Source organism: Pseudomonas sp. E6002 (assembly GCF_013385565.1).
GTDB lineage: Bacteria > Pseudomonadota > Gammaproteobacteria > Pseudomonadales > Pseudomonadaceae > Aquipseudomonas.
Genome location: NZ_JACAPT010000010.1, coordinates 1 through 24,636, shown reverse-complemented (window position 1 = coordinate 24,636; position 24,636 = coordinate 1). Strand labels below are relative to the sequence as shown.

General features: G+C 58.6%; 25 protein-coding genes. 4 read left to right on the top strand and 21 right to left on the bottom strand.

What is annotated here, in order from left to right:
* Positions 1–72 precede the first annotated feature (72 nt).
* The 17 genes from HX815_RS10070 to HX815_RS09990 all read right to left on the bottom strand — a co-directional run bounded on the left by HX815_RS10070 (position 73) and on the right by HX815_RS09990 (position 18,186).
* Positions 73–2,163: a YjbH domain-containing protein gene (locus HX815_RS10070; protein ID WP_177028140.1), complete on the bottom strand. Its 2,091-nt coding sequence runs from the start codon at positions 2,161–2,163 to the stop codon at positions 73–75.
* On the bottom strand, positions 2,160–2,927 hold the full coding sequence (locus HX815_RS10065; RefSeq protein ID WP_177028139.1) for a capsule biosynthesis GfcC family protein: 768 nt from the start codon (positions 2,925–2,927) through the stop codon (positions 2,160–2,162). Before HX815_RS10065 ends, HX815_RS10070 begins: the two co-directional genes overlap by 4 nt.
* Positions 2,924–3,583 (bottom strand): YjbF family lipoprotein, encoded by a 660-nt coding sequence (locus HX815_RS10060; protein WP_032899416.1) that lies wholly within the window; start codon positions 3,581–3,583, stop codon positions 2,924–2,926. Before HX815_RS10060 ends, HX815_RS10065 begins: the two co-directional genes overlap by 4 nt.
* A gap of 14 nt (positions 3,584–3,597) precedes the next feature.
* Positions 3,598–4,710, bottom strand: a complete 1,113-nt coding sequence (locus tag HX815_RS10055) for a polysaccharide export protein (RefSeq protein WP_143495494.1) — start codon at positions 4,708–4,710, stop codon at positions 3,598–3,600.
* Positions 4,711–4,795: 85 nt separating this feature from the next.
* A complete protein-coding gene (locus HX815_RS10050) occupies positions 4,796–5,080 on the bottom strand; it encodes a hypothetical protein (RefSeq protein WP_003211359.1) in 285 nt (94 codons plus the stop codon).
* 179 nt (positions 5,081–5,259) lie between these two features.
* Positions 5,260–6,603 carry a UDP-glucose/GDP-mannose dehydrogenase family protein gene (locus HX815_RS10045; protein WP_003211357.1) on the bottom strand — a complete coding sequence of 448 codons (1,344 nt, stop codon included), beginning with the start codon at positions 6,601–6,603 and terminating at the stop codon, positions 5,260–5,262.
* Positions 6,604–6,615: 12 nt separating this feature from the next.
* Positions 6,616–8,043, bottom strand: a complete 1,428-nt coding sequence (locus tag HX815_RS10040) for a mannose-1-phosphate guanylyltransferase/mannose-6-phosphate isomerase (protein WP_177028138.1) — start codon at positions 8,041–8,043, stop codon at positions 6,616–6,618.
* A gap of 54 nt (positions 8,044–8,097) precedes the next feature.
* Positions 8,098–8,574 (bottom strand): glycosyltransferase, encoded by a 477-nt coding sequence (locus tag HX815_RS10035; protein WP_003211352.1) that lies wholly within the window; start codon positions 8,572–8,574, stop codon positions 8,098–8,100.
* Positions 8,575–8,973, bottom strand: coding sequence for a polysaccharide biosynthesis protein (locus tag HX815_RS10030; RefSeq protein ID WP_003211350.1), 399 nt, complete (start codon positions 8,971–8,973; stop codon positions 8,575–8,577). It abuts the gene before it with no gap.
* A 92-nt stretch (positions 8,974–9,065) separates the two neighbouring features.
* Positions 9,066–10,028, bottom strand: a complete 963-nt coding sequence (locus tag HX815_RS10025; RefSeq protein ID WP_087694223.1) for a hypothetical protein — start codon at positions 10,026–10,028, stop codon at positions 9,066–9,068.
* A gap of 54 nt (positions 10,029–10,082) precedes the next feature.
* On the bottom strand, positions 10,083–10,625 hold the full coding sequence (locus HX815_RS10020) for a DapH/DapD/GlmU-related protein (protein WP_102368815.1): 543 nt from the start codon (positions 10,623–10,625) through the stop codon (positions 10,083–10,085).
* Entirely contained in the window at positions 10,626–11,471 is an 846-nt protein-coding gene (locus tag HX815_RS10015) for a polysaccharide lyase (protein WP_371135989.1), read from the bottom strand.
* Between the two features lie 18 nt (positions 11,472–11,489).
* The gene (locus HX815_RS10010; RefSeq protein WP_177028137.1) at positions 11,490–12,641 is read right to left on the bottom strand and encodes a polysaccharide pyruvyl transferase family protein; all 1,152 of its coding nucleotides are present in this window, start codon (positions 12,639–12,641) and stop codon (positions 11,490–11,492) included.
* Entirely contained in the window at positions 12,638–14,098 is a 1,461-nt protein-coding gene (locus tag HX815_RS10005; protein WP_177028136.1) for an oligosaccharide flippase family protein, read from the bottom strand. The genes HX815_RS10010 and HX815_RS10005 overlap by 4 nt, the downstream gene beginning before the upstream one ends.
* Positions 14,095–15,366 (bottom strand): DUF6369 family protein, encoded by a 1,272-nt coding sequence (locus HX815_RS10000; RefSeq protein WP_008435476.1) that lies wholly within the window; start codon positions 15,364–15,366, stop codon positions 14,095–14,097. Before HX815_RS10000 ends, HX815_RS10005 begins: the two co-directional genes overlap by 4 nt.
* Before the next feature lie 105 nt (positions 15,367–15,471).
* A complete protein-coding gene (locus tag HX815_RS09995; RefSeq protein ID WP_177028135.1) occupies positions 15,472–17,700 on the bottom strand; it encodes a polysaccharide biosynthesis tyrosine autokinase in 2,229 nt (742 codons plus the stop codon).
* Positions 17,701–17,745: 45 nt separating this feature from the next.
* A complete protein-coding gene (locus HX815_RS09990) occupies positions 17,746–18,186 on the bottom strand; it encodes a low molecular weight protein-tyrosine-phosphatase (RefSeq protein WP_032899408.1) in 441 nt (146 codons plus the stop codon).
* 232 nt (positions 18,187–18,418) lie between these two features.
* On the opposite strand from HX815_RS09990, the gene rfaH reads away from it, so the two are divergent.
* From rfaH to HX815_RS09975, 3 genes are all read left to right on the top strand, one after another.
* Positions 18,419–18,928 (top strand): transcription/translation regulatory transformer protein RfaH, encoded by a 510-nt coding sequence (rfaH, locus tag HX815_RS09985; RefSeq protein WP_003211330.1) that lies wholly within the window; start codon positions 18,419–18,421, stop codon positions 18,926–18,928.
* Positions 18,929–19,048: 120 nt separating this feature from the next.
* Positions 19,049–19,357, top strand: a complete 309-nt coding sequence (locus HX815_RS09980; protein WP_256351082.1) for a phosphomannomutase — start codon at positions 19,049–19,051, stop codon at positions 19,355–19,357.
* Entirely contained in the window at positions 19,354–19,701 is a 348-nt protein-coding gene (locus tag HX815_RS09975) for a hypothetical protein (protein WP_003211325.1), read from the top strand. The genes HX815_RS09980 and HX815_RS09975 overlap by 4 nt, the downstream gene beginning before the upstream one ends.
* Here the strand turns inward: HX815_RS09975 and HX815_RS09970 are convergent.
* From HX815_RS09970 to HX815_RS09955, 4 genes are all read right to left on the bottom strand, one after another.
* Complete coding sequence (locus HX815_RS09970) at positions 19,653–20,276, bottom strand: hypothetical protein (protein WP_008435482.1); 624 nt, start codon at positions 20,274–20,276, stop codon at positions 19,653–19,655. The genes HX815_RS09975 and HX815_RS09970 overlap by 49 nt on opposite strands.
* A gap of 69 nt (positions 20,277–20,345) precedes the next feature.
* On the bottom strand, positions 20,346–21,335 hold the full coding sequence (locus tag HX815_RS09965) for an ABC transporter substrate-binding protein (protein WP_177028134.1): 990 nt from the start codon (positions 21,333–21,335) through the stop codon (positions 20,346–20,348).
* Entirely contained in the window at positions 21,328–22,095 is a 768-nt protein-coding gene (locus tag HX815_RS09960) for an ABC transporter ATP-binding protein (protein ID WP_008435484.1), read from the bottom strand. Before HX815_RS09960 ends, HX815_RS09965 begins: the two co-directional genes overlap by 8 nt.
* A gap of 1 nt (position 22,096) precedes the next feature.
* Positions 22,097–22,960 (bottom strand): ABC transporter permease, encoded by an 864-nt coding sequence (locus tag HX815_RS09955; protein WP_003211316.1) that lies wholly within the window; start codon positions 22,958–22,960, stop codon positions 22,097–22,099.
* Between the two features lie 250 nt (positions 22,961–23,210).
* On the opposite strand from HX815_RS09955, the gene HX815_RS09950 reads away from it, so the two are divergent.
* Positions 23,211–24,299, top strand: a complete 1,089-nt coding sequence (locus HX815_RS09950; RefSeq protein ID WP_003211314.1) for an LLM class flavin-dependent oxidoreductase — start codon at positions 23,211–23,213, stop codon at positions 24,297–24,299.
* Positions 24,300–24,636 lie beyond the last annotated feature (337 nt).

Sequence of the window (24,636 nt, the reverse complement as noted above, 5' to 3'; positions counted from 1 at the left end):
CGTTCGGCGTGGCGACTGCCCGGCGCATTCAACGCCGGGCAGTCGACAACCTGGTCGGCAGATGCCGCACCGTCACTCAGTGATCTTCTCGAAGTTGTTGTAGAACAACTCGCTGTCACGCCCGTCGGTCATGGTCTGCAGCGAATAGCCGCGGTTCAGGCGTGCGCCGCCGTCACGGGTCAGTGGCGCCCATACGACGTTGGCCCGACGCATCGTCGAGGTGCTCATCAATTCGTCGAAGGGGACGGAAATATAGATACCCTTGTCGAAGCTGCCTTCGCCATATTCTTCCTTCGAGGCGGTGGTCAGCGTCACCCAGCCGCCAAACTTCACGCCGTTCTTGAACTGGCGCGAGATGTCGACGGTGGTGCCCCAGTCCCGCGCCAGGTAACGCCCCACACTGACGGCGGCCAGGGTGTCATAGGGCAGCTCGGTATAGCTGGTGACATGGCCGGTGATGGTCTGGTAATCCCGCAGGCCGAAGCCCTGGTTGAAATCACGCTGGCGCACGAAGTTCAGGTCTGCGCCCACTGACCAGTGCTTGCCCGCCGGCCGGAACAACACCTCGCCGCCCACCCCGGCGTACATGGACTCCAGGTAGCCGCCGTAGACCATGCCATACAGGTCGCGGTCCAGGCGCTGCGCATGGTTGACCTGGAAGTTCGGCATCGTCACATCGGACGTGGTCATGTATTGGCGCAGGTCGGTGCGTACTCGCGGCAACCCGCTGGGTGCGTCGTAGGTGAACTTGTCGTAGTTGTTCAGCAGGTTGGCGCTGAGCAAGCCGCTCCACCAGGTATTGCGGGTAAAACGGTACTCCGCGTCGGCGTCGGCAGTGAACTGATAAAGCAAGCCGTCGGGGCCACCGATGTTCTGTTTGTAACCCAGGCCGAGGCCATAGTTGAACGGCTCGGATTGTCTGCTGTAGAGCGTGGTTTCCCGATGGGCAATCGCCGGATTGACCTCGGTATTACGGTGCAGCTCCGTCAACGGTTGCTGGTTGTTCACCACGGCACGGAAGGTCGCACGGGGCACGCTGGTTTCTTCAATGGGCATGTCATAGCGCTTGTTCACCAGGGTGAACCAGTCGATATCCTGATTGGCGCTGTTGTCGAGAATCCGGCTGGCGCGTCCCACGGCCTTGGCTGAATAGAAGTAGCGTTGCTGCTCGCCATACACCATCAATTCCGAGCCGCGCCGGGCAATGCGCTCCACCTTGTAGCCGGCATTCTGCTGCAGCCTGTCGGCGACGTTGGCCCAGTTGACCTGGTCGGCCGGGGTGGTGGGCATGCGCGCCGGCAACGGTTCGGCGGGCGGGTCATAGGTCTTGACCGGTGCCTTGCGGCTGACAAAGTTGGTGTGCAGGGTGATGCCGAACATCGCGGTATTCCCGCGTTCCCAGGCCGCACTCAGGTCGACGCTGTCAGCCAGCTTATAGACCACGCCAATGTTTACCGGTGAGTCCTGCTTGATCGGGTTGTCCAACGGCTCGTGCTTGTAGTCATTGCCCTCGTATTCGAGTTTCAGGCTCAGGGGTTCCCAGGGCGTTTGATAGGCGATCCCGCCGAACAACGAAGGGCGGCCCCTGAAATAGGCGTTGGAGTTCACGTCCCCTGCCCTGGCGACGACCGCAGTGCTCTTGGGCCGGTCGTTGAACTTGCTGCCGAACACCGACAGCGGGTTGCCGAAGTCGCCTCGGTTTCCCAGGTAGCCCCAGGCGATGCCGAGGCTGAAATCCAGGTTGCCGTGGCGCTTGTTGGCGACAAAGTATTCGCTGGAAAACAGCCCGGTACCGCCGATGTCCCGGGCACCGAAAGCCACCTGCGGTGCCCAGCGGCTTTCCTCCCAGAGCCGCGCCTTGAAGTCGATGGCCTTGTCCTTAAAGCTCTGGCTTCCGCTCAACGCCTCGGCGCCGTACCGGCGGTTGCTGATGGCGGTATAACGAAACGAACCCTCCAGCCAATCGAACGGTTGCAGGGAAAAACTGTAGCGCGAGTAGGGATCGGTGCGGTTGGCGTTGGCGCTCAACTCTCCCGCCGGGGCCATGCGTGCGGTGGGGGTCTGTAGCAGGCCCACGCCGCCGAAATCATTTTGGGTGTAACGGGGGTCACCGTGAGCCAACCCGCAAGGCAATAGCAGTACAGCCGCAAAACGTAAATTCAAGGGTTCACCTCAGCCAACGGTTGAGTGGCGAAAAACTCGGCCAGTTGTTGGTTGAGATCAGGGGTCGGCGTCTCAAGGTCGTCGCTGCGGATCGGCACCAGGATCCTGCTGCCGGGGGCCGCCACCACGCCGTCCTCGCGATTCCACGCCGCCACGCCCACACGCCGTACCTGGCCGTCGGGCTGGATCAGCCACAGGTCATCGCGCTCGGCGTCATCGAGGACCGTGCAGTCGCCAACATAATCCCGCACCTCGCGCATGGCTCGGTACGGCACATCACAGGACTGCGCGACCGCGCCGAGCACGTGCACGGTGGACGGCCTCACGGGGTAGACCAGCCGGTCCCCGTCATCCAGCAACGCGTTGCGCGCGAACCCCGCCTCGACGGCGATCGGGTCCAGCACTTGCACTTGGCGGCCGGTGACCGGCAACTGTTCGACCTGTCGATACAGACGCGCACTCAAGTCCGCCCGGGAGCCACGGTCATCCAGCAAGGCCCCTCGTTGCAGCAGTTTCAGATCGAACAAAACCCCTGCCTTCAAGCGTTCCTGCGTGCTCACCAACGACTGGTGCAGCCACGCGGCGCCCAACCAGTAGCTTTCTGCATTGGGTTGGGCCACACGAATAACGTCCAGCAAACGCGCCCCCGGCTTGACCTCGAAGGCGCCGGGGCTGCGCACATCGCCATTGACTGTAACGGCCGCCTGGCCAGTGCCGGGGCCGATCAGCAACAGGCCCAGCCATAAAAGCTTCGAACACTTCATCGGGCTGCCTCCCGGTCGGGACGCAACTGCACGATTTTCAGGGCCAACCGGGGCGTCAAATGCTGCTCGCTGCGCCAGATGAAACCATCCTGCGGGTCGACCCAATAATGGTTGGTGGCGCGGAAATTCAAGGTGGGAGCGTCCACCTGCTCGTCGATGCGCAGCAAGGCGTAATCCTTGTCCAGAATGCGGAGGGTCTCGATACCGTGGCTGCTGAAACGGCTGTTGACCGCGATACCGATTCGGTTGCCGTCGTAGAGGTCGATCCAGCGTGTGCCGGTGTAGCCGTCGGGCAGATGCTGGAGCCCGCGCTTGAACGGCGATTCGCCACTGAAACGCGTGCCATCCAGGGAAACACCCAGCCCGACAGTGCGTACCACCAGGCCGTCACGCATCATCACCACTTGCTTGCCGGAAGCGACCCAAAACTGCAGGTCGCCCCGGCGCCGGGCCATGGCCATCACGCCCTCGCTGACGGCGGTGGTCACCAGGATCTGCGGGTATGGCACCGCGTCGACCTGGGCGCGGGTCACGTTGATCGGGGCCGGGCCCGTCACAGAGGTTTCGAGGGTGTACCACGACGCCCTCATCAACGGGTTACACCCGCACAACAAGAGCGCCATCGACAGGCAGGCGCTGGTAGGCAACATTTTCACCACGGGATAACGCCTTATCTGCTGTTGACTTCACTGAGGTCATTGGCCGATCGGGCACCAATCCCAATGGCACTGGCGGTCGGCAGCAACTGGCTGATCAGGCGGTTCCAGCGCGTCACGCCGGCCGGCCCGACGTACACGATGTCCTGGGGTTGCAAGTCGAACCGGGTGGCCAGCACCAGCGCGGAAGGTGATTGGGCATCGAGTTGGAACACCTTGGCCGGTTCGGCTTCCAGGTTGTCCACGCCGCGAATCACATAGACCGCATTGCCATTGGAAGTGGTCTGGTTCAAGCCGCCTACGGTACCCAGGGCATCGGTCAGGTTGATCGACTTGCCCTTGAAGCTCAGGGCCCGGGGCTGATTGACTTCGCCCATCAGGTAGACACGTTTCTGGTCGTTATAGGGCAGGTACAACCGGTCGCCGCCCTTGAGGTAGATGCCCTGCAGTTGCGAGCCCTGGCGATTGAGGCTGTCCAGGTCAAGCGTGTACTCACGGCCGTCGCGCGTCAGGGTCAGGCTCGAGAGGTCGGCATTCGTGGGGTCGACACCGGCAGCGCCAATGGCCTCGACGGCGCTCAATGGCGTGGTGGTGATCGGCTGTTGCCCGGCCTTGATCACCGCCCCGGTCACCACCACTGTCTGGCTGGCAAACCGCAGGACGCTGACGTCGACCTGTGGGCTTTCAATAAATTGCGACAAGCGCCCGGCGATAAAGGCCCGCAGCTCTTCGATGGTCTTGCCGGCCACCGGGACGTTGCCGATATACGGATAAAACAACGTGCCATCGGGGCGAACCAGGCGCCCGTTGGCGTCGATCTGCTGTTGCGGCCCGGACGGTGCCGTCAACTCGGGATGGTCCCAAACCGTGATGAACAACAGGTCATTGGCACCGACGCGATAGCCACCGGGCACATAAGACAACAGTTCTGCCGGCACCGATTCACGAACATGCGTGGCGGCATCCATGGCAATCAATTTGGGGGTGATGGGAATCAACTCTACCCGAGTACTTTCGGAAGAACCCTCACTGGACATTTGACTGGTGTCCATATGTTGACCAGGCGAAAACATGCAGCCGTGCAAGCTGAAACTTGCCAGCAAAAGAACAGGTAACCTACGAATCATAATGGCACTACGCTAGTCGAGGGCGAGTCTAAAAAAGATCACCCAGAAGTTCCGGGTGATCTTGAACAACACACATTGCGGGTTATTAGTTGGTACCGGTGGTACCGCCTGTACCGGTGGTGCCGCCGGTGCCGGAAGTACCGCCATTGGAACTGCCGCCCGAGTTGGAAGCCGCCGCCGCAGCGCCGACTACCGCGGTACCGACCCCGACGGTTTCACCGAGCGTCACGCCGCCCACGAGCGGGGTGCTCAACGACAGGGGCTCGCTCGCGCCGGCCGCATCGCTCAAGGCCTCGCTCGCGACTTCACCTGCCGCCAATGCCGCAGTACTGCTAAAGGCCAGCACGCCGGCCAACAGTATTTTCCTCATATCAGACTCCTTCTCGATATTTACCCCTTATCAAATAATGCAATAAGGGCGTAGTGATGGAACGGAGATAAACAGGCTATGCAAACTGCGCAAAGATCCTGTTGGATCACGCACTTAACCTCCTCGAAATCATCTCACTTGTGGATAGCTCAAACCACCAATGTTAATAATCGTCAGGATTAAACAACGGGGCGTACCGATAACCCGCGACCAATACCGTAATACTCGAAACCATTGGCTTTCATACGCTGCGGATCAAATATATTGCGGCCGTCAAAGATCACCGGCGTGCTCAGTTTTTCTTTTATCAAGTCCAGGTCCGGGGCCTTGAACTCCCGCCATTCGGTCACGATCACCAGCGCATCGGCACCTTGCAACGCCGCTTCCTTGGTGCCCATCAGCAACAGGTCTTCGTTCATCCCGTAAATGCGCTGGGTCTCGGCCATCGCTTCGGGGTCGAATGCCTGGACCCTGGCACCCACGCTGCGCAGTTGTTCGATCAACACGCGGCTCGAGGCTTCGCGCATGTCATCCGTATTGGGCTTGAAGGCCAGGCCCCAGATGGCGAAGGTCTTGCCCTCCAGCTGGCCGCCGAAGTGGTGGTGAATATGCCCGAACAGGTGCTGCTTCTGGCGCTTGTTGACTTCCTCGACGGCAGACAACAGCGTTGCCTGATAGCCGATCGACGACGCGGTGCGCTCCAGCGCCTGCACATCTTTCGGGAAGCACGAGCCGCCATAACCGCAGCCTGGGTAGATAAAGTCGTAGCCGATCCGTGGATCGGAGCCAATGCCTTTACGAACCGCCTCAATGTCGGCGCCCAAGCGTTCGGCGAAATTGGCCATTTCATTCATGAAGGAAATCTTGGTGGCCAGCAGGCAGTTGGCCGCGTACTTGGTCAGCTCGGCACTCCTGATGTCCATCGTGATGATCTTTTCGTGGTTGCGGTTGAAGGGTTCATACAGCTCCCGCATGCGGTCCACGGCGTAACTGCTGTCGCTGCCGATGATGATCCGGTCGGGCCGGGTGCAGTCGGCGACCGCCGAACCTTCCTTGAGGAACTCGGGGTTCGAGATCACGTGGAACTCCACCTCAAGCCCCCGCGACGTCAACACCTCGGACACCTTTGCCCGGACCTTGTCCGCCGTCCCCACCGGCACCGTGGACTTGTTAACGATAATCTTCGGCTCGGTCATGTTGAGCGCAATGGTCGCGGCAACGGAGAGCACGTACTTGATGTCGGCGCTGCCATCGTCATCAGGCGGGGTGCCCACGGCGATGAACTGCACCTCTCCATGCCGCACGCCTTGCGCGGCGTCGGTGGTGAAGTGCAAGCGTCCGGCATCATGGTTCTTCTGGACGAGCGCACTCAGCCCGGGCTCAAAGATCGGAATAATGCCGGCCTTGAGGTTCTCGACTTTAGTCGCGTCCACGTCGACACAACACACCTCATGCCCCGCGTCGGCCAGCACCGCTGCCTGCACCAGGCCCACATAGCCGATTCCAAATACAGTTACATTCATTTCAATCTTCCTTTAAACAAGCTCGAGGCGGCCATAGCGGTCTTCAAAGCGGATGATGTCGTCCTCGCCCAGGTACGAGCCCGATTGGACTTCAATCAGCTCCAGCGGGATTCGCCCCGGGTTTTCGAGGGAGTGCACAACGCCAATGGGGATGTAGGTGGACTGGTTCTCGGTCAGCAGCACTTGCTTGTCGGCGATTTGCACATTCGCGGTGCCGGACACCACGATCCAGTGCTCGGCCCGGTGGTGGTGCAGTTGCACCGACAGCTTGTGCCCCGGCTTCACCGTGATCCGCTTCACCTGGTACCGATAGCCCTGGTCCACCGAGTCATATTTGCCCCACGGCCGATAGACTTCGCGGTGGCTGGTGCTCTCGATCCGGTGCTTTTCAGTCAGCTGCGCAACTATTTTCTTGACGTCTTGCGCGTGGTCCTTGGTGGTCACCAAAATCGCGTCGGCGGTCTCGACGACCACCACATCATTGATCCCTGCAACCGTGACCAGGCGGTGGCTGGCATGCACATAGCTGTTGGTGACGTCCTGCAGCAGCACGTCGCCCTGGGTGCAGTTCTGGTTCTGATCCTTGAGGCCCGCTTCCCACACTGAGTCCCAGGCGCCCAGGTCGCTCCACGGCGAATCGAGGATGACCACCGACGCGATGTGGGTCTTTTCCATCACCGCGTAATCGATCGACACGCTGGGCGCGTTCACAAAATCCACCTGGCTGAGCCGGGTGAAATCCTGGTCATGGGCCGCGTTGGAGAGGGACAGTTCTGCGGCCACCATGATCTCCGGGCTCAGGCGCTCCAGCTCGGCCTTCATCACCGAGGCGCGGAACATGAACATGCCGCTGTTCCAGAAGTAGTTGCCTTGTTCCAGGTAGCCTTGCGCGGTCGCCAGGTCGGGCTTTTCCACGAAGGCATCGACATGCGCGGCGCCGTCCACCGCAGCCGCTTGAGTACGGATATAGCCGTAGCCGGTCTCCGGCTTGGTGGGCACAACCCCGAAGGTGACGATCTTGCCTTTGTTGACTTCCACCTTGGCCAGCGTCAAGGCCGCATTAAAGGCTTGGGTATCGCCGATCACATGGTCCGCCGCCAGCACCAGCAGGATCGGATCGTCCCCATCCGCCAGCGCCGACAGGGTTGCCGCCGCAATCGCCGGGGCGGTGTTGCGGGCGGTCGGCTCAAGGAGGATTTTCTGCGGGATCACGTCCAGTGATCGACTTTGCTCGGCCACGATGAAACGGTGTTCTTCGTTGCACACAATGATCGGCGGGCTGACGGTCTCGCCCTCTATCGACAGGTTCTTGATGCGATCCAAGGTGGCTTGAAACAAACTCAAGTCACCGTGCAGCGCAATAAACTGCTTTGGTTTAAGCGCTCTTGAAAGCGGCCACAGGCGCGTGCCTGAACCGCCAGACAATATAACTGGGATCATAACGATTACTCGATGATTAAAGGCAATAAGAGCGGATTGACAAACAGCCGAAACTTAAGAAGTGAATGACTTCACATAACTGATCAAGCGGTCCCTTTCGGTAAAGTCCAGTGAACTTTCGGCACTGCTGTAGTTAAGCGCCGAATCAATCGCCGAAAAGAACGCATCTTTATCATGGGCGATAAACACAGAGGGAAGGTCTGAAAAGTTTTCGGCGGTGTCGTACTGATGATTATTGATGTGTTCACCGCGCCGACTGTCGCGCGGGACAATAACAATCGGTTTGCCCAGTTCAAGGGAGCGAATGATATTGCCCATGCCCGCATGGGAAACAATCACCTTTGACGCATTGAAGTTTTTGGAAAACAGCGGCTCGGCGATGGTCTTGTAAGCCGTAATGCGCCCCAGGTCATTTTCGTTATTGCCCACCTGGGCAACAATCGGGACCTGCGGGTTTGCATGACTCCACTCATGCAAGTAGCCGAGCATTCTTTCAAAGGGTGCTTGAGTGCCAACGCTGCAAAATATCATTTATACAATCCTCCCTTTATATTGGGCGCGGCTGTTTTGCGACAGCGTGGGCCACTGGGTCAGCAACTCATCGACAAAATACACAGCGATCCTGCCGGACAACGAGAGCTTCTTGGGATTGGCAATGCTGTCGATCCACAGGGTCTTTTTGCCCATCAGTTTTCCCGCGACCAGCCCCAGCAACCCCGGTGCCGCCCCGGTGGAGATCACGTACCTGGCCTTGCTGCGGTAAACGATCGCAAAGATCTGGCAAAAGCCCTTGATGATCTTCAACGGTTCACTGCGATTAAAGTCCGGGACTTGCGCGAAGGCATGGGTTGGATACTGCGAGCCAATGCTGATATCCACGGTGGCGATGGTAACTTTTTGACCGTCGAAGGCAGGCAGCAACTTGCTCATTTGTACCCAGTGCCCACCTCCAGAACAAATCAATAAAACATCACTTGATTGACTCATGACGGTTCCCTTCCTGTCAGGTGTAATAGACATCATTAAATAGTGGCGGCAGTTCTTAACAGTTGGGCCTGGCCTTTCCAGCGGGTTATTCGCTTGGCTTTGAGCAAGGCCGATTTCTCTTTATAGGTTTCTTGATTGGCGATGAGCTGCGCGACGCCGGCCTTGATGGACAGCGGGTCCAGGGTGTCGACAAACACCGCCGCCTCGGAAAACAACGAGCGCAGTACCGTGGTATTCGAAAGCGCCATCGGCCTGCCGGCGCTGACCGCTTCGTTGGCCACGCTCAGTTGGACGTTGTCGCGGGTGGTCAGGCCGAGCACCACATTCGCGTGGCACAGCAGCTGTTCAAAGGTCGCCTTGCTGAGGAAGCCGGTCAGCTTGATGTTCTCGGGGAGTGACGCCACGAGCTCCTCGGAGAGCTTGCCCTGATGCTTGCCGGTGATCAGGAAGTCGACACCGGGCATTTCCCGGGCGGCGTTGATCACGATCTCGATCGGTTCATCGATATCAAACGAGCACGGAAACAGTACATAGGGTGTCTCGCGCTCACTGGCGGGCGCCGCGTGAAAGTCACACGGCAAGTCTTCCAGGATAAAGATATTGGTGTCCTTGACGCCCAGGCCGGCCAACTCTTCTTTGACTTTAAAATTATGAACGACGACGGCATCGATTCTATTCAACAGCGCTACCGTGCCCGGAAAGCCTATCCATTGTTTGCGCAACAGGCTGTTGTGGGCATCGGCGATAATCTTCAGCCGCCGGTTGAATATAAACTTGTAGGCCAGTGCTATATGCAATACCGGGCTCGGCGGCAACTGCACCCACAGCACGTCAGGCGAACCGGCCAACAGGGTCTTCAGGGTTTTAAACGACTTGATCAAGTAATCCAGCGGCCGCGCGGATTTCTTCTTGAACTGGTTGGGCAGATGCAGAATGTCATACGCCCAGTATTGCTTCATGGTATCGGCGCGTCGTTGATAGCCAATCCATGCAATCATTAATGATTTCACGTCAGAGTCCTGCATAAATAAAGGTGGGGCCAGTGAGATTGCTTACACTGCAAACCAGATCGGAAAGTCGGCGTTGTATCGAATGGTGTTGTTTCTGAAGCGGATATGTTTGGCCGGGTTGCCACCCACGATCGAATACGCTGCAACGTTGCGCGTGACCACACTGCCCGGATAAACAACCGCGCCTGTTCCGATGGTGACGCCTGGCATCACCATCACATTGGGAAAGATCCAGGCATTGTCTTCAATCAACACCGGCTTCCCCACCAGGCAACTCATGGGGTCATCAATATCGTGGCCCAGCGTATAAATCCGGGTGTTATGGGAAATATTGACGTTGTCGCCGATGCGGATGCCCGCCCGGTTATCCAGGTAGCAGTCGTAATTGACCGTGCAGTTTTTCCCGACCGAGAAGTTGCCGAAGGAGAAAAACACCACGTTGCGGTGGATCGTGGTCCGGGCGCCCACCCGGCATCCGGTTGCCCGGAGCAACGCGCGTCGCAGATTGAAAAACAACGCCAGGCTGAGCAGCGTATTGAACAGCGCAACAGCGGCCTTCTTGATGTTCAGTTTCAGGTTCTTCATCTACTCGCCCTGCCCTGAAGTATCCGTTACGCGCTGTGAACTCATCACAAAATTCCTGAAGCGGATATTGGTACTCACCGGCGTGGCGAAAGACGGGTTATTGCCACCGAAGAACGTCGAAAACAGCAAGCCGTCGATGGTGATCTCCGGCGTGTCTCTAAACGTCAGCCCGGTTTCCGAGTGCACCAGCTGGTTGTCGTACCAAATGGAAATCACACCGTCGGCCTGCCCCGGCGTATTCAACTTCACCAGTTGCTCCAACCTGTGCCATTGCCCCACCGTAAAGATCCAGGAACCCAACCCGACTGCCGTGCCCCAGGTTTTACTGGTGGGCAAATACGCGTAAATGGCGCCGGCGCCCTTTTCTTTCCAGATGTAGCGCGTGGAAAAGCCGTCATGGCCGTTCGGTATCTTGCCGCCCGTATTGCCGGTGCCACCGTAGAGGCCCGGGAGCTTGCCGCCTTTTACAAAGTCGAAATTCCTGTCGAACTTCAACTCATAGGTCAGTACCAGGCATTCCCTGCCCGGTTGCGGCAATGGGGATTTGAATTCAATGCCGCCGTAGGGCAACCCAAGCCGCACCATCGAACCCGGGTCATAGGAGCCGGCCGGAAAATGCACGGCAATGTCCTTGATCTTTTGGCTGTAGGCCTTGTTCGTCAGATTGGCCCTGCCCTTTATGCTGCTTTGCGCCTGGGGCCCGTCGGCCATCTGCGAAATGTCCGGCAGTGACGGGTAGATGTTCTTGATGCCTGGCTCGCAACGGTCGTTCAACTCAGATGCGCCGCTGGCAGCCACCTGCAGGGCGAACGCCACAATGAGTAGCGTCGAGGCTGTCTTTTTCACGTCGGTTGCCCCTCCACTTTATTTTTCATCGACCCATTTCAAAAAGTCGTCGACCGCTTTTTGCGCAAGGGAAGAACGCTGGGCGATCTCCTGCTTGAGGTGCTCGGCCATTTGCGCCTTGGATTGCCGGAATTCGCTGATGGTGGCCTTGATCACCTCAGGGTCTGGGGTGCTAACCAGCCGGGTGCCCTGCGGCAGCATTTCATGGACTTTTTTCAGCTTGTTTTCGATTTCAACCGCGATGGTGGGAAAGCCCAGGGAAGCCGGCAGCAGTACACCGTGTGCACGGGCGCTGATGATCACGTCGGACTCGACGATCAGTTTCGCCATGAAGGTTTCGGGCGTATCGCCCGCCGCGTCCCAGCACAACCATTCGAACGTGTGGTACTTGTCGATCAGGTGCTGGTCACGTTCCTTGTACAGCGAGACCAGGCGTACCTGCTCGCCACGCTTGGCGAGCTCATCCGCGGTCTGGACCATCGCCTTGATGAACTGTTGCCCGTTCGCGTCATGGGGCCAGTCGCGCAGGATGAAGGACAGGTACTTGCCCTTCTTGAGGCTGCCGACCTCCAGGTCTTTGCTGGAGATCCACAGGTCGGAAAGCAGGCTGGGGTCGGTGTACACCTCGACGTCGGACTTTCCGAAGGCCTTGCAATGCTGCTGGCTGGTACCGTCCCGCACGGAAATGTAGTCACAGCGATTGATCACGCTGACGGCGCGGGTCAGCAGCTTGCCGCCGCCATCGAAGGGGCCCAGGCCAATACAGAACGCTGCCAGGCGCCGGTGGAAATAGATCCTGTCGACACCACCGCGCAACCCGACATACAAACGCAGAAGCGTGGACTTCAGGTCGGTCTGCGCCTTGATGCTCTTGCACAGCTTCGCCACGATGCCTTTGTTGGCAGCCGCCTCTTTGGCCGGCGGGATAAACGAGAAGAACTGGCCCCCACCGCCCAACACCACCAGGTCAGCCTTGACCGGCTCCTTGATGTGCAGCCACTTGATACGCGGGTTGAAGTTCCTGGCGATCTGCGGATGATCGACACCCACCGCTATATCCGATTCCTTAAAGCGTTTTTTCAGAATATTGATCACGCATAGCATTAATACGTCATCACCCAAATTACCAGGACCGTATGCCCCCCGGATATATACTTTGCTGACATTCATGCTGGGCTTCCATTTTCCACGGGGTCATTAAACACGGCATTCAAGGCAAACGTTGTTGCGAGAATGTAGATAAATATCAGCGCCATGATCATTAATCGATACAGCACACTTTCGACATAGGCGCTTGATATGAAACTGATGAAAGGCAATGCCCACAAGATCAGGATCCTGGGAGATACGAGCAACTCCAGAGGTAATATCTTCTTGTAGACGAAATACGGCAGTCCCAGCAGGAAGTGAATAAACTGCGAACCGATAAATGCCTTGGCAATCCCGATTGCACCTTCTTCCCGAAGCCACAGTGCTCCGGCAACGAATAACACTCCCCATAGAATGTTACTCATCACACTGAACCAGGCCAGGTTCATCACGATCATCTTTCTTGAAATACCGGACTTGAATGCACTGAGCAGCGAACCCAGGATTACCAGGACTAATGTCACTTCAAAATCCCGCCCCAGGAAACTGCTGCCATACAGTTTGGCCAGCAACTCGGGGAACATGATCACCGGCTGTATGATCACCAACACCACCAGCCAGCCCGACAGAAAGTTCAAGGCGTCCAACTTGCGGCTTTTACCGCCCAGCGCGGCGGCCAGCATCGGCACCAGCACAGAGCCCAACACCACGGAAACATGGGAAAAGATCGCGTTCCATTGCATCGCGGCGGCGTACATGCCCAATGCGGCAAGGCCGTTAGTTGTTTCCGCCAGCAACTTGTTGGCGAACCAGTTCATCGGGGCGACCATCAACCCCGTCAGCAATACCGGCAGGCCAACCGACAGCACTGCGTGCTTTTCAGTCATTGCACCTTTGAAACTCAGCGTGGTATTTCGGGCCTTCAATGTCTTCCAGCAGGCCAGTGCGCTGAAGAACACGATCAGCAATTGAGAACCGGCCAAGCCCAGCAGCGCACCGTTAAGTCGGAACTGCAGGGTCAGGAAGTACGTCGCCGGAATCGCGACAATCGCAATGATTCCATTGATGGTCGCGATTGTCCGGTATTGGCCCCAACCGGTCAGGCAGCCCTGGGTCCATCCCGACAGGATAATCAACGTGATGGTGCTCAATACGATCAGCGATGCAGCGCTGAGGCTGTCTGCCCCAAGGATAACGCTGGAGAAAAAGTGCGGGAAAAACAGCGCTGTCCCGATGATCATCCCGCTGAACACAACCGAGAACAGCAGCGTCAGCGCAATGCCCCTGCCGGTCTTCTCGGGACAGGTCTCCTTGAACTGCCCGATATGCTTGGCCGTCGCCGTGGTGGTGGCTTGGGCGGCGACGTTGGCAAGCATCACAATCGCGCTCTGGATCAAGCCATACTCGCCAAACGATTGCGCACCCAATACCCGGGCAACCAGGATGCCGGTGATGACCACCGACACTTTGGTGGCCACGGCAGAAACGAAACTCCATGCCGTACTGGACACGAACTTTTTCAACAGTGTGCTGTTCATCCGGCATTCACCTGCAAGGGTGTGGTTATCAGCGGCTGGCCAGGCTTGAGGATCTTTTTGCGTTGCCTGGCGGTGTGTTCGGAACAGACCCGCAGCACAATCGCGCCATACGCGATACCGATGGCGTACGGCTGATAAGGCGTGGCCGAGACAACGAACATCACCCCCAGAAAGATGGCGATCGAAACCGCCACCCGGCTGTTCATGTGCTGGGTAATCGAGGTAATGAACACGTACAGCAAGTACACGCCGATCAGCCCGTACTTAACGAAGTAGGTTAGGTAGGCACTGTCGATATTCGAGTTCTTGTCATCGAGGCCACGGTACTCGAACCAGGGAATCTCGAACGGCGTGCCCGCGCCCAGTCCCACAAAGTAATGCAGCGGGTTCATGCCGCGGATCAACTCCAGCGCCGGGCTGAAGCGTGTGGCCAATTGGGCGGCCATGCCTTCGGACGACAAACCATCATTGATTCGATCAGCCCCGATCATATTGCTGATGCCAATGAACGCCATCAGCACCACCGCCCCGGCCAGGGCAACGCCTATCATGCGGGCCGGCCGGGTGTATTGGTGAATGATGATCGCCGCAAACACCGAGACAAAGATGAAGCGAGAGTTGGCAATGAACAAACAGATGAATGAAGTGGCCAGGCAAATGCTTGCGAGCTTTTTCCTGTGTTCGAACAGCCGTGGGTCTATGAAGTAATAAATCAGATAGGCCACGGCGGCGTACGTACCGCCGTCCAGGTAGCGGTAGGCGTTTTCTTCATAGTAGACGTCTTGAAACTTGTACAAGCCCAAGCGTAACCAGGCAATGTCCAGCACATTGAAGGCAGTCATTGCGATCAATAGCAGGAGCACTGTCTGCAACTTAAGCGTTTTTGCGGCAAGGGTCGCGATGTTCGAGAGCACGATAAATGACAGGATCATTATAAACGGCCGAACATCCTTCAACAGGTACTTGTTCGAGGACTCCAGCAGGCCGCAGGCGAGTAACACCACATACAGCCCGCACCCAAAAAGCAGGCCGCCCGGCACCGTCAATTGTTTCTTCTGTGTAGCCACCTGCCGGATCAGCAGTGCGCCCAGCCCGCCCACGATATAAAAGTCAAAGAAGTAGATACCCTTGAGCGAGATTATTTCGCTGTAGGAGTTACCCGTGGGAATAACAGCCAGCATTATCCCGAACACTACGATTGAGTATTTTGGATTTTTCGCCGCGAGCAAACCCGCTGACAGCGCGATAAGGGATAACAGGTAAAACATGGCTGGGTATTCTTTATGCTGATTTGAATTTGGCACGCTACCGCCCCAGGATTTTCCGTTCATTTCCTGAAAACGTGACCTCTATCCTGCAATTACAGTGGTGAATCAGCTCCGATCAGCCTGGTACTCGTACTGGTAATACCCGTAGTTGCCGTAGCCATATTTGGCCGACGCTTTCTTTTCAACGCCGTTGAAGATCGCGCCCCTGAGCACGATGCCGTTCTGGGCAAATCGGCGCATGGTGTGCTCGATCTCTTTTGCCGGGTTCAAGCCATAGCGGGTGACGATCAGGTTGGTCCCCGATTGCCGTCCCACGATGGCTGCGTCGGTCACGGCCAAGAGCGGTGGCGTATCCAGAATCACCAGGTCATACCGTTCGCTGACCTGCGCCAACAGCTCGGTCAGGTTGCGGTGCATCAGCAGCTCGGAAGGATTCGGCGGTATTTGCCCGCGGCTGATGATGTCGAGGTTTTCAATGCCGGTTTTGTGGATGGCGGATTCAAGGGTGCATTGATTGGAGAGGATGTCGGAAAGCCCATCCTTGGCCGGCACACCCAGCACTTTGTGCAGGTAGCCCCGTCGCATATCCACGTCAATCAACAACACGCGCTGCCCGGTTTGCGCGATGACCGCCGCCAGGTTCACCGAGACAAAGGTTTTACCCACCTCGGGGCTGGGGCCGGAAATCATGATCCGGTTATTCGGCGCCTCGAGCATCGCGAAGTGCAAACTGGTGCGCAAACTGCGCAAGGCCTCCACTGCCAGGTCCGTGGGGTGACTGATGGCCAGCAATGAAGAACCGGCATCGGCACGCCCACGCCCGCGGCTGATTTTGTCTTCTTCGACCTTTTGCAGCGTGCTGTACGGAATCGACGCGTACACCGGCAAGCCCAGTTGCTCGATGGCCTCGGGGCTTTCCAGGCCACGGTTCAGCGCCTTGCGCAGCAGCACCAGCGTCACCGCCAGGAAGCCGCCCAGCAGCGTCGCGATCAGCACGATGAGGATCTTTTTCGGCTTGATCGGCTTGAAGAAATTGACGTCTGCGGTGTCGATCAGGCGCACGTTGCCCACGGTGCCCGCGCGCATCACATCGAGTTCCTGGGACTTGTTGAGCAACTGGGTGTAAATGGCCGTGCCGACCTCGACATCCCGGGTGAGGCTCAGCAGTTCCTGCTGGGTGGAAGGCAGGCTCTCGACCCGGCTCGCCAGGCTCTGCTGCTTGCTGGTCAGCTCGCCGATCTGGGTCAGCAATGCGCGATACGCGGGATGCTGGCGGGTGAACTTGCGGTCCATCTCGGCCTGTTGCAGCTTCAGCTCGGAGATGCTGGTATCGAGGCCCACGATCTGGTCGAGAATCGCCTTGGTTTCCAGGGTGATGTCCACCGACTTGCTGCGGGTCTGGTATTCATTCAAGGCCTTCCCGGCTTTTTCCAGGTCCTTCTTGACCTCCGGCAGTTGCTCCTTGAGAAACGCCAGGCTTTGCGCCGCCTCAGCCGAGGTGCGCTCCACGTTCTGCCGCACGTAGATCGCCGCGATCTGATTGAGGATTTTGATCGCCTGGTCCGGCTCGGTGCTTTCCAGCGCCAGGCCGATCATGCCCGACTCCTTCCCTCGCTCGACCACATCCAGGTTCTCCTGATAGTCGAGGATGCTGGTCAGTCGCGCATTGCGGATCACCCGGAAACGCGTGCCGGGCTTGGCGCGCAGTTCTTCAATCTGGAATGCCACGCCATTTTGCTCGAACGGCTGCCCGGCCTCGCCGGCCGCCAGCACCTGGTCATCTTCATCCACCAGGGTGTAGTGCGCGTTTTCACCCACGGTCAGGGTCAGCTTCTTGCCCAATTGCCCGTCGGGCAGGTCCAGCTTGAAGATCTTCAGCGACTCGCCGCCCCAGGCGAAGCCGTCCAGGCCCAGCAGCGGCTCGGCGATTGCACCGGGGTTGGCCTTCTGGAAGCGGCGCGCCAGGAACTCACCCACCACCGGGAAGTACATCGGCTGTACGACGATATCGAGTTTCAGGTTGTCGACGGTTTTGCCAATCACGTAGCGGGACTGGATCAGCTCGATCTCGGTGGCCGACGGCGACTCCTTGCCCAGCATCCCGCCGATGTCCGAGAAGCCCAGCAAGTCGTTCTTTTTCGCTTCGACCTGCAGCAGGGCATTCGCCTGGTAGACCGGGGTTGCCAGCACCGCATAGGCGGCGCCAGTGACCATAAAGGCACCGGTCACCGCAGCGATCAGCCATTTATGGTCGATCAGTGTTCCAAACAGACCGAGGAGATCAATCTCCCCGTTATCGTCTTCCTGTACGGTGACTGCTGGCGTTTGCTGCATAAGTCGGATTCTTAGCCTTTATTTCGATTCAAAAAGTAGTGGCGATCAGCGTGCAAGACGCTGCGCCCATGCGTTTACAGCTTCTTCGATCAACGCATAAGCGTGCACAAACGCGGCCTTGCCTTGACGGTACGGGTCGCTGATCTCTCGCTCGTTTTGCCATTTGCCCAGCAGCAAGACCTTGCCTCGTGCCTCGGGCGCCATGCTGAGTACGGCATTGATGTGCTGTCGTTCCATGACCAGGATCAGGTCGGCTTCACTGATCGCCTGTGGCGCCAACTGGGTGGCCTGGTGCTTGTCGGCCGGATGACCGTGGGCTTCGAGTACCGCACGCGCGGTGGTTTCAATCGGCTTGCCGACCAACGCGGCAATACCTGCAGAACTGATCTTGATATCGGAGCACGGGAGTGCGCCACGCAAAAGACTTTCCGCGGTGGGACTACGGCAAATATTGCCAATACAGACAATCAACACTCTTTTAAACAAGGCACTATCCCCGGGCCATCCATTACCCCATGAAGCAACCTCTTCAACTTCATTACTTCACGGCAGTATTTATTAACACGTAACCCTTACTTCCCCCAAAATTATCTCCGGACGAAAAATAACAACCACCGCCTTCAACCCGACAATTTATAACATTCATTACTTCATCACCCCAATCGGCTTTAAATTACAGCCTTGTCACGTATCGCCTTATATAGGAAGAGGAACTCCCATGAGCGCAAATGCCAACAAAGCCTGGTACCTGGTCCAGTGCAAATCCCGGCAGGACGAGCGCGCCGAGGAGCACCTCCAGCGCCAGGGCTATACCTGCTTCCGGTCTACCTATAAACGCGAACGGCTGTTGAAGGGCCAGCGCAGGACCACCCGTGAATCGTTGTTTCCCGGTTATCTGTTTATTCAAATGAGCCAGCAGGACAGCTGGAGCTCACTGCGCTCGACCCGCGGTGTGTCGCGGGTGGTGGCATTCGGCGCGCACCCGTTGCCCATCAGCGACACGCTGGTGGACGAACTCCAGGAGCGCGACCACCAGGCCGTGGTGAGCGCCCTGTTGCAGCCCGGCGAAAGCGTGCGCATCAATGAAGGGCCGTTTGCCGAACTTGAAGCGGTCTTCCTGGCCATGGACGGTGAGGAACGTGTGGTGTTGCTGATGAACTTCCTGCAACGGGAACAACGCATCAACTTGCCATTGGCAGAAATCAGCCGAGTGCAAAGAAGTGACTGATAGCGGCGCTGAACAGACAAGAAATAACATTCAATTTAATAACAGACTAAAAATAACATCCGCTTACTTTTTCACCTCTTGAGAATAAAGTAATACGTGAATTAACAGCGAGGGACGGCCATGAAAAGTTCAAAGCTATTGGTAGAGCGTATCGGCCTGTTTCCTTCTTCGGGAGACATTCACGTCAAGGTTAATAGTTCAACCACCGTTGTAGAACGCATGCAGGTGTTATACGCCGGCCATTCCCTGGACAGTGACGAATCCTGTACCGGGCTTTCAATGGTGTTTGCCGACTGGCGCTTCAAGTTGCAGGTGAGCAATCCCCTGTCCATCTGCCTGTGCGTGGAGAGCCGCGGCGACAGCCACCTGATGCAAATGAAGACGGCCGAACTATTGGCGAATATTTCCTGCACCGAGGAGCGGCCATGAGCATTTATGAGGATCTGAAACGGGCCTACGCCTTGAAAAGGCTGACGAACACGTTTGAAGGTTTCGTGGGCCTGGCACCGCACGAACAACTGCCGGCGGAGCAATATGCGCGCAACACCCGGATCATGTCCCACTGGCTGGATCAGCTGCGCGGCATCTCACCGCAGGACATAACCGACACGCTGTTCAAGCAGATGAAGCGTTCGCAGCGCCGTGGCGATGCCCGGCGCTTCAATTGCCAGACGGTCCTGCTGGAGCTGCTGGTGGAAAGTAACCTGGCCCTGGACCTGGCCACTTACTCGGCGTTCAACTGCATGGAAGAGGTCCGCCAGGAAGGCTCCTGATGGGCCTGGTCGGCACCTGATACGGCCACTGCCACATGGTTGAGCAGCTTCTCGGCGTTGTACTTGGGTGCCATCGCACTTAACAACAGAATCACCATTCCCCCACCGATCAACGATGGGGAAACCCGCACTTCAACCACCTCAAGGCGCCATAGAAACGCCAGTGCCGCCATGCCGCCCAAAAAGCCACCGGCCAGTGCTTCGTTGAGTGGGTGAATATAGGGTGCCACGCAATAGGCACTGAACCAGCCGGCGATCAACATCCCGGCGATAGCTGCGGGCCAGCGCCACTCGGGGTTGACCCGGCGCGCCACCAGGCTCATCGCCACGGGCACCATCAACGACGTATTCATGGCGTGACCGCTGAGCACCGCAATATCCAGCTGCTGGAGCGCCACGCCCCAGCCCTTGAACAGCAACTTGCTGAACGCCACGATGGAATAGGTGCAGGCGATGGTCATCAGCCACCACTTGACCGCCTGGGGCCGGGAATACCAGAGCCAGACGGCGATCACCACTGCGGCCGGAATCATGACGGTGATACCGCCATATTGCGCCAGTTCTTCCCGTATCAAGTGCTGTTCCCTACCCGCAAGTTTTTCCCGGACCCATGAGACCTCAGGTCCGGGCAAAACACAACGACTTCAGGGCGCGCCAGCCAGCGATTGCGGCGAAAACACCTCGGTATCCGTCAGTTTCCGTACCTCTACCCGGTGCGGGAAAATCTTCTTTTCCACAAACAAATCATCCACCTGCTGCAACGCCTGCACATCCCGCTCCTCTACCGGCAGCAGCGACTCATCACCCCATGTGCGCAGCAACTGTGAAACCTTGAGCGGGATATCGTTGACCGTGGCAAACACCCGTGCGTATTCCTCGGGGTTCTGCTGCGCCCATTCAAAAGCCTTGGCGAACCGCTGCAAAACGTCACGCAACGCCTGGCGCTTGAGCGGGTCGGTGAGCACTTCATCGGACGCGGTAATAAACGTCAGGCCGGTATTGATGCCCTCCCCGCTGATCAGCACCCGCACGCCCTGCTGTTCGGCGAACGCCTGGTACACCCCGAAGGTCGCCCAGGCTTCGATCTTGCCGGCGTTGAACGCAGGTAATGCATCGGTGGGCAGCACGAAGCCGACGTTGACGTCCTTTTCATCCACGCCGGCATTCGCCAGGGCGCGGATCAGCAGGTACTGAGAAATGCTCCCACGGGCCGACGACACCACCACATTGCGTCCTTTCAGATCGGCCACGCTGTGGATCGGTGAATCGGGCGGCACCAGGATCGCAATGCTGCGCGCCTGACTGCGGCGCACCGCAACGATACGCAGCGGCGTGCCTCCGGTGGCAGCCGCCAGCACCGGCGTATCCCCGGCCGGGCCGAGGTCCACGGCGCCGGCGCGCAAGGCCTCGAACAGCGGCGCGGCGCCCTGGAAGTTGGCCCACTGGACCTTGTAGTCGATGCCATCCAGGGCGTGGGCGGCCTCCACCACCGTACGCAAGCCCTTGGCCTGGTCACCGAGGATCAGGGTCACACCCGACAGATCCGATGCAGACTTCGGCGCTTCAGCGGCTTTGTCGCAGCCGCCCATCAGCAGTGCAGCCGCCAACAGACAAAGGGTTCTGAATTCAACCATGGGCAAACCGCCTGACGCTGGCGTTCGCAGGCTGGGCGGCCGGGGCGTCCACTTCAACCCCCAACAGGCTCAGCAAGCGCGCGCGAATCGCCTGGAAACCGTCCTGGCCGGTATCCCGTGCACGGGGCAGGTCGATGCGCAGTTGCTCGGCAATCTTGCCCTCCGCCAGCACGATCACGCGGTCGGCCAGCAGGATCGCTTCGTCGACGTCGTGGGTCACCAGCAACACGGCCGGCGTGTGTTTGCGCCAGAGCTCGATGATCAGGCGATGCATCTTGATGCGGGTCAGCGCATCCAGCGCGGCGAACGGTTCGTCGAGCAACAGCAGCTTGGGCTCGCGCACCAGGCCGCGGGCCAATGCCACGCGCTGGGCCTCGCCGCCGGAGAGGGTCGCCGGGTACGCCTCCAGCCGATGGGCCAGCCCGACTTCCGTCAACGCCTGCACCGCACGGGCCTTGGCGTCGGGAACCCGCAGGCCGAGAATCACGTTTTTCCAGGCGCGCTTCCACGGCATCAGGCGTGGCTCCTGGAATACCGCCGCCCGAGCCTTGGGCACGCGCAACTGGCCGCTGTCGATGCTGTCCAGGCCCGCGAGGCTGCGCAGCAAGGTGGTCTTGCCGGAACCGCTGGCGCCCAGCAACGCAACGAACTCCCCCGGGGCGATATCCAGGTCCAGGCCGTCGATGACCCGCTGCTGGCCGAACTGGCGCACCACATTGCGCAACTGCACCGGTGCTGTTGAAGCTTCGAGAATCGACATGTCAGTTCCTCACAAACGATGGGCGCCAGGCCAGGGCAAAACGTTCCAGGGTGCGGATCAAGCCGTCGATCAGCAGGCCCAGCACGCTATAGATCAACAGGCAGATCACGATCACGTCGGTGCGCATGAAGTCCCGCGCATCACTGGCCAGGTAGCCGATACCGGCGGTGGTGTTGATTTGCTCGACAAACACCAGGGCCAGCCAGGAGATGCCCAGGGAATAGCGCAGGCCGACAAAAAACGAAGGCAACGAGCCCGGCAGGATCACGTGCCAGATCAGCTCGCGACGGTTGAGGCCGAGGGTGTTGGCGGCCTCGATCAGTTTGGGGTCGATGTTGCGGATGCCGGCGAACAGGTTGAGGTACACCGGAAAGGTGGTGCCGGTAACGATAAGTGCGATCTTGGTGAACTCGCCGATGCCAAACCAGAGGATGAACAACGGCACCAGTGCCAGGGAAGGAATGGTGCGCAGCATCTGCATCGGTGAGTCGAGGATTACCTCGCCGCGCTTCGACAGGCCGGTGATCAACGCGGCCACCACCCCGATACTCACGCCAATGCTCAAGCCCAGCAGCGCCCGTTGCAGGGACACCAGCAGGTGCTTGCCCAGCTCTCCGGAGACGATCATTGCCCACAGGGTGCCGCCAATCTGAGAAGGCGCGGCGATGATCCGTGCCGGGATCAAGCCCAGCTCGGAGGCCAGTTCCCACAGCAACAGCAACACAATCGGGCTGACCAGCCGCAGCAACACATCGGGGGTGCGCCAGTTGCGCAGCCAGCGCGGAATCAAGCGGGATGCAACGCCGGCTTGACCCTCGGCCTTGTCGACGGAAAACGAACTGGCGTTAAGGGACTTTTCAGTCATCGGGCTTCCTTCCTCATCAAGAACACGGCCAGGAGCGCCGCTGCGGTTTCATGCTATTCGCATAAAAAACCTCAGTGAAATTCTATTTGGGAATAACCTAATACGATTAAAATGCGCATTACTGATAACAATCTAAAACTATGATTCTGTATTTTTATAATTAGGATAGAACCAATCGGCATTTTACAGGCTCGGGTACGGCCTCTATTTTCGATAGCAGCTTTATTCCTGCCCTCAACAAGGACTGACCATGAGCATCGAATTTATCGGCTATATCGGCGGCCACCACGCCTCCGAGATCCACCCTCGCAGCGGCCCGACCTTGCAGCCCGACTACGTGGAGACCGTGGCCCGCGCCCACGAGGAGGCCGGCTTCGACCGCGCGCTGGTGGCCTTCCATTCCAACAGCCCGGACAGTACGTTGATCGCTGCCCATGCGGCCAGCGTGACGAAAAAGCTGCAGTTCCTGATTGCCCACCGGCCCGGCTTCGTCCAACCCACCCTCGCTGCGCGGCAGTTCGCCACGCTGGATGTGTTCAACGGCGGGCGCACCGCGGTGCACATCATCACCGGCGGCGACGACCGTGAACTGCGGGCCGATGGCAGTCATATCGACAAGGATGAGCGTTATGCGCGCACCGACGAGTACTTGAGCGTGGTGCGGCAGGAATGGACCAGTGAAAAGCCCTTCGACCATCACGGCACTTACTACCGGTACGAGGGTGCGTTTTCGACGGTGAAGTCGCCGCAGCAGCCGCATATACCGTTGTATTTTGGCGGGTCTTCAGCGGCGGCCATTGCGGTGGCGGGCAAGCATGCGGATGTGTATGCGCTGTGGGGTGAGACCTACGAGCAGGTGAAGGAAGTAGTCACACAGGTGCGGGCTGAGGCGGCCAGGCATGGGCGTACGGTTCGCTTCAGTTTGTCGTTGCGGCCGATTCTGGCAGAGACTGAAGCGCTGGCTTGGGAGCGTGCGGATAGCATTCTGGAGCAGGCGACGGCGTTGGCTGAGAAGAATGGGTTTGTGAGGCGTGAACCGCCGAATGAGGGGTCGCGGCGGCTGTTGGCGGCGGCGGCCCAGGGGTCGCGGTTGGATAAGCGGTTGTGGACCGGGATTGCGGGGTTGCTGGGGGCCCAGGGTAACTCTACATCGCTGGTGGGTACGGCCGATCAGGTGGCCGAGGCGTTGCTGGATTATTACGACCTGGGTATCACGACGTTTTTGATTCGTGGGTTTGATCCGCTGAATGATGCTATTGATTACGGGAAGAGGCTGATTCCGCTGACTCGGCAGTTGGTGGCTGAGCGGGAGCGCCAGGCGGCTGGAAAAGTGGCCTGAGGGAGGGGGACCGAGTACATATCCGTTTCTTCGGTAACGGCGGCTTATGGTTCCGCTCTTACAGCGGGTCACTTTTGGCAAACGCCCCAAAAGTAACCAAAAGGTCTTTGCCCCACCACTCGGTGCCTCGCTTAGGCTCGGCATGCCCGCACTCCGGCACGGCTCCGCGGGCCGCCGCGACGGGCCATCCATGGCCCGGCGCGGCTAAATCGGCATCCTTGCCGATTTACCCGCTCCACCGTGCCTACTTGCGGCCATCGTGGTTGACGGGGCCCGCAGATCAAAATCAAAAGCAGATCAAAAGCAGAGCACAGCGGCCTACCGGCCGGCTTGAGTG

Coding starts and splice junctions, on each gene's coding strand:
- HX815_RS10065 (WP_177028139.1), bottom strand. CDS start 2,927: ATGAAGTGTTCGAAGCTTTTATGGCTGGGCCTGTTGCTGATCGGCCCC.
- HX815_RS10055 (WP_143495494.1), bottom strand. CDS start 4,710: ATGATTCGTAGGTTACCTGTTCTTTTGCTGGCAAGTTTCAGCTTGCAC.
- HX815_RS10050 (WP_003211359.1), bottom strand. CDS start 5,080: ATGAGGAAAATACTGTTGGCCGGCGTGCTGGCCTTTAGCAGTACTGCG.
- HX815_RS10045 (WP_003211357.1), bottom strand. CDS start 6,603: ATGAATGTAACTGTATTTGGAATCGGCTATGTGGGCCTGGTGCAGGCA.
- HX815_RS10040 (WP_177028138.1), bottom strand. CDS start 8,043: ATGATCCCAGTTATATTGTCTGGCGGTTCAGGCACGCGCCTGTGGCCG.
- HX815_RS10035 (WP_003211352.1), bottom strand. CDS start 8,574: ATGATATTTTGCAGCGTTGGCACTCAAGCACCCTTTGAAAGAATGCTC.
- HX815_RS10030 (WP_003211350.1), bottom strand. CDS start 8,973: ATGAGCAAGTTGCTGCCTGCCTTCGACGGTCAAAAAGTTACCATCGCC.
- HX815_RS10025 (WP_087694223.1), bottom strand. CDS start 10,028: ATGATTGCATGGATTGGCTATCAACGACGCGCCGATACCATGAAGCAA.
- HX815_RS10020 (WP_102368815.1), bottom strand. CDS start 10,625: ATGAAGAACCTGAAACTGAACATCAAGAAGGCCGCTGTTGCGCTGTTC.
- HX815_RS10010 (WP_177028137.1), bottom strand. CDS start 12,641: ATGAATGTCAGCAAAGTATATATCCGGGGGGCATACGGTCCTGGTAAT.
- HX815_RS10005 (WP_177028136.1), bottom strand. CDS start 14,098: ATGAACAGCACACTGTTGAAAAAGTTCGTGTCCAGTACGGCATGGAGT.
- HX815_RS10000 (WP_008435476.1), bottom strand. CDS start 15,366: ATGTTTTACCTGTTATCCCTTATCGCGCTGTCAGCGGGTTTGCTCGCG.
- HX815_RS09995 (WP_177028135.1), bottom strand. CDS start 17,700: ATGCAGCAAACGCCAGCAGTCACCGTACAGGAAGACGATAACGGGGAG.
- rfaH (WP_003211330.1), top strand. CDS start 18,419: ATGAGCGCAAATGCCAACAAAGCCTGGTACCTGGTCCAGTGCAAATCC.
- HX815_RS09980 (WP_256351082.1), top strand. CDS start 19,049: ATGAAAAGTTCAAAGCTATTGGTAGAGCGTATCGGCCTGTTTCCTTCT.
- HX815_RS09975 (WP_003211325.1), top strand. CDS start 19,354: ATGAGCATTTATGAGGATCTGAAACGGGCCTACGCCTTGAAAAGGCTG.
- HX815_RS09965 (WP_177028134.1), bottom strand. CDS start 21,335: ATGGTTGAATTCAGAACCCTTTGTCTGTTGGCGGCTGCACTGCTGATG.
- HX815_RS09960 (WP_008435484.1), bottom strand. CDS start 22,095: ATGTCGATTCTCGAAGCTTCAACAGCACCGGTGCAGTTGCGCAATGTG.
- HX815_RS09955 (WP_003211316.1), bottom strand. CDS start 22,960: ATGACTGAAAAGTCCCTTAACGCCAGTTCGTTTTCCGTCGACAAGGCC.
- HX815_RS09950 (WP_003211314.1), top strand. CDS start 23,211: ATGAGCATCGAATTTATCGGCTATATCGGCGGCCACCACGCCTCCGAG.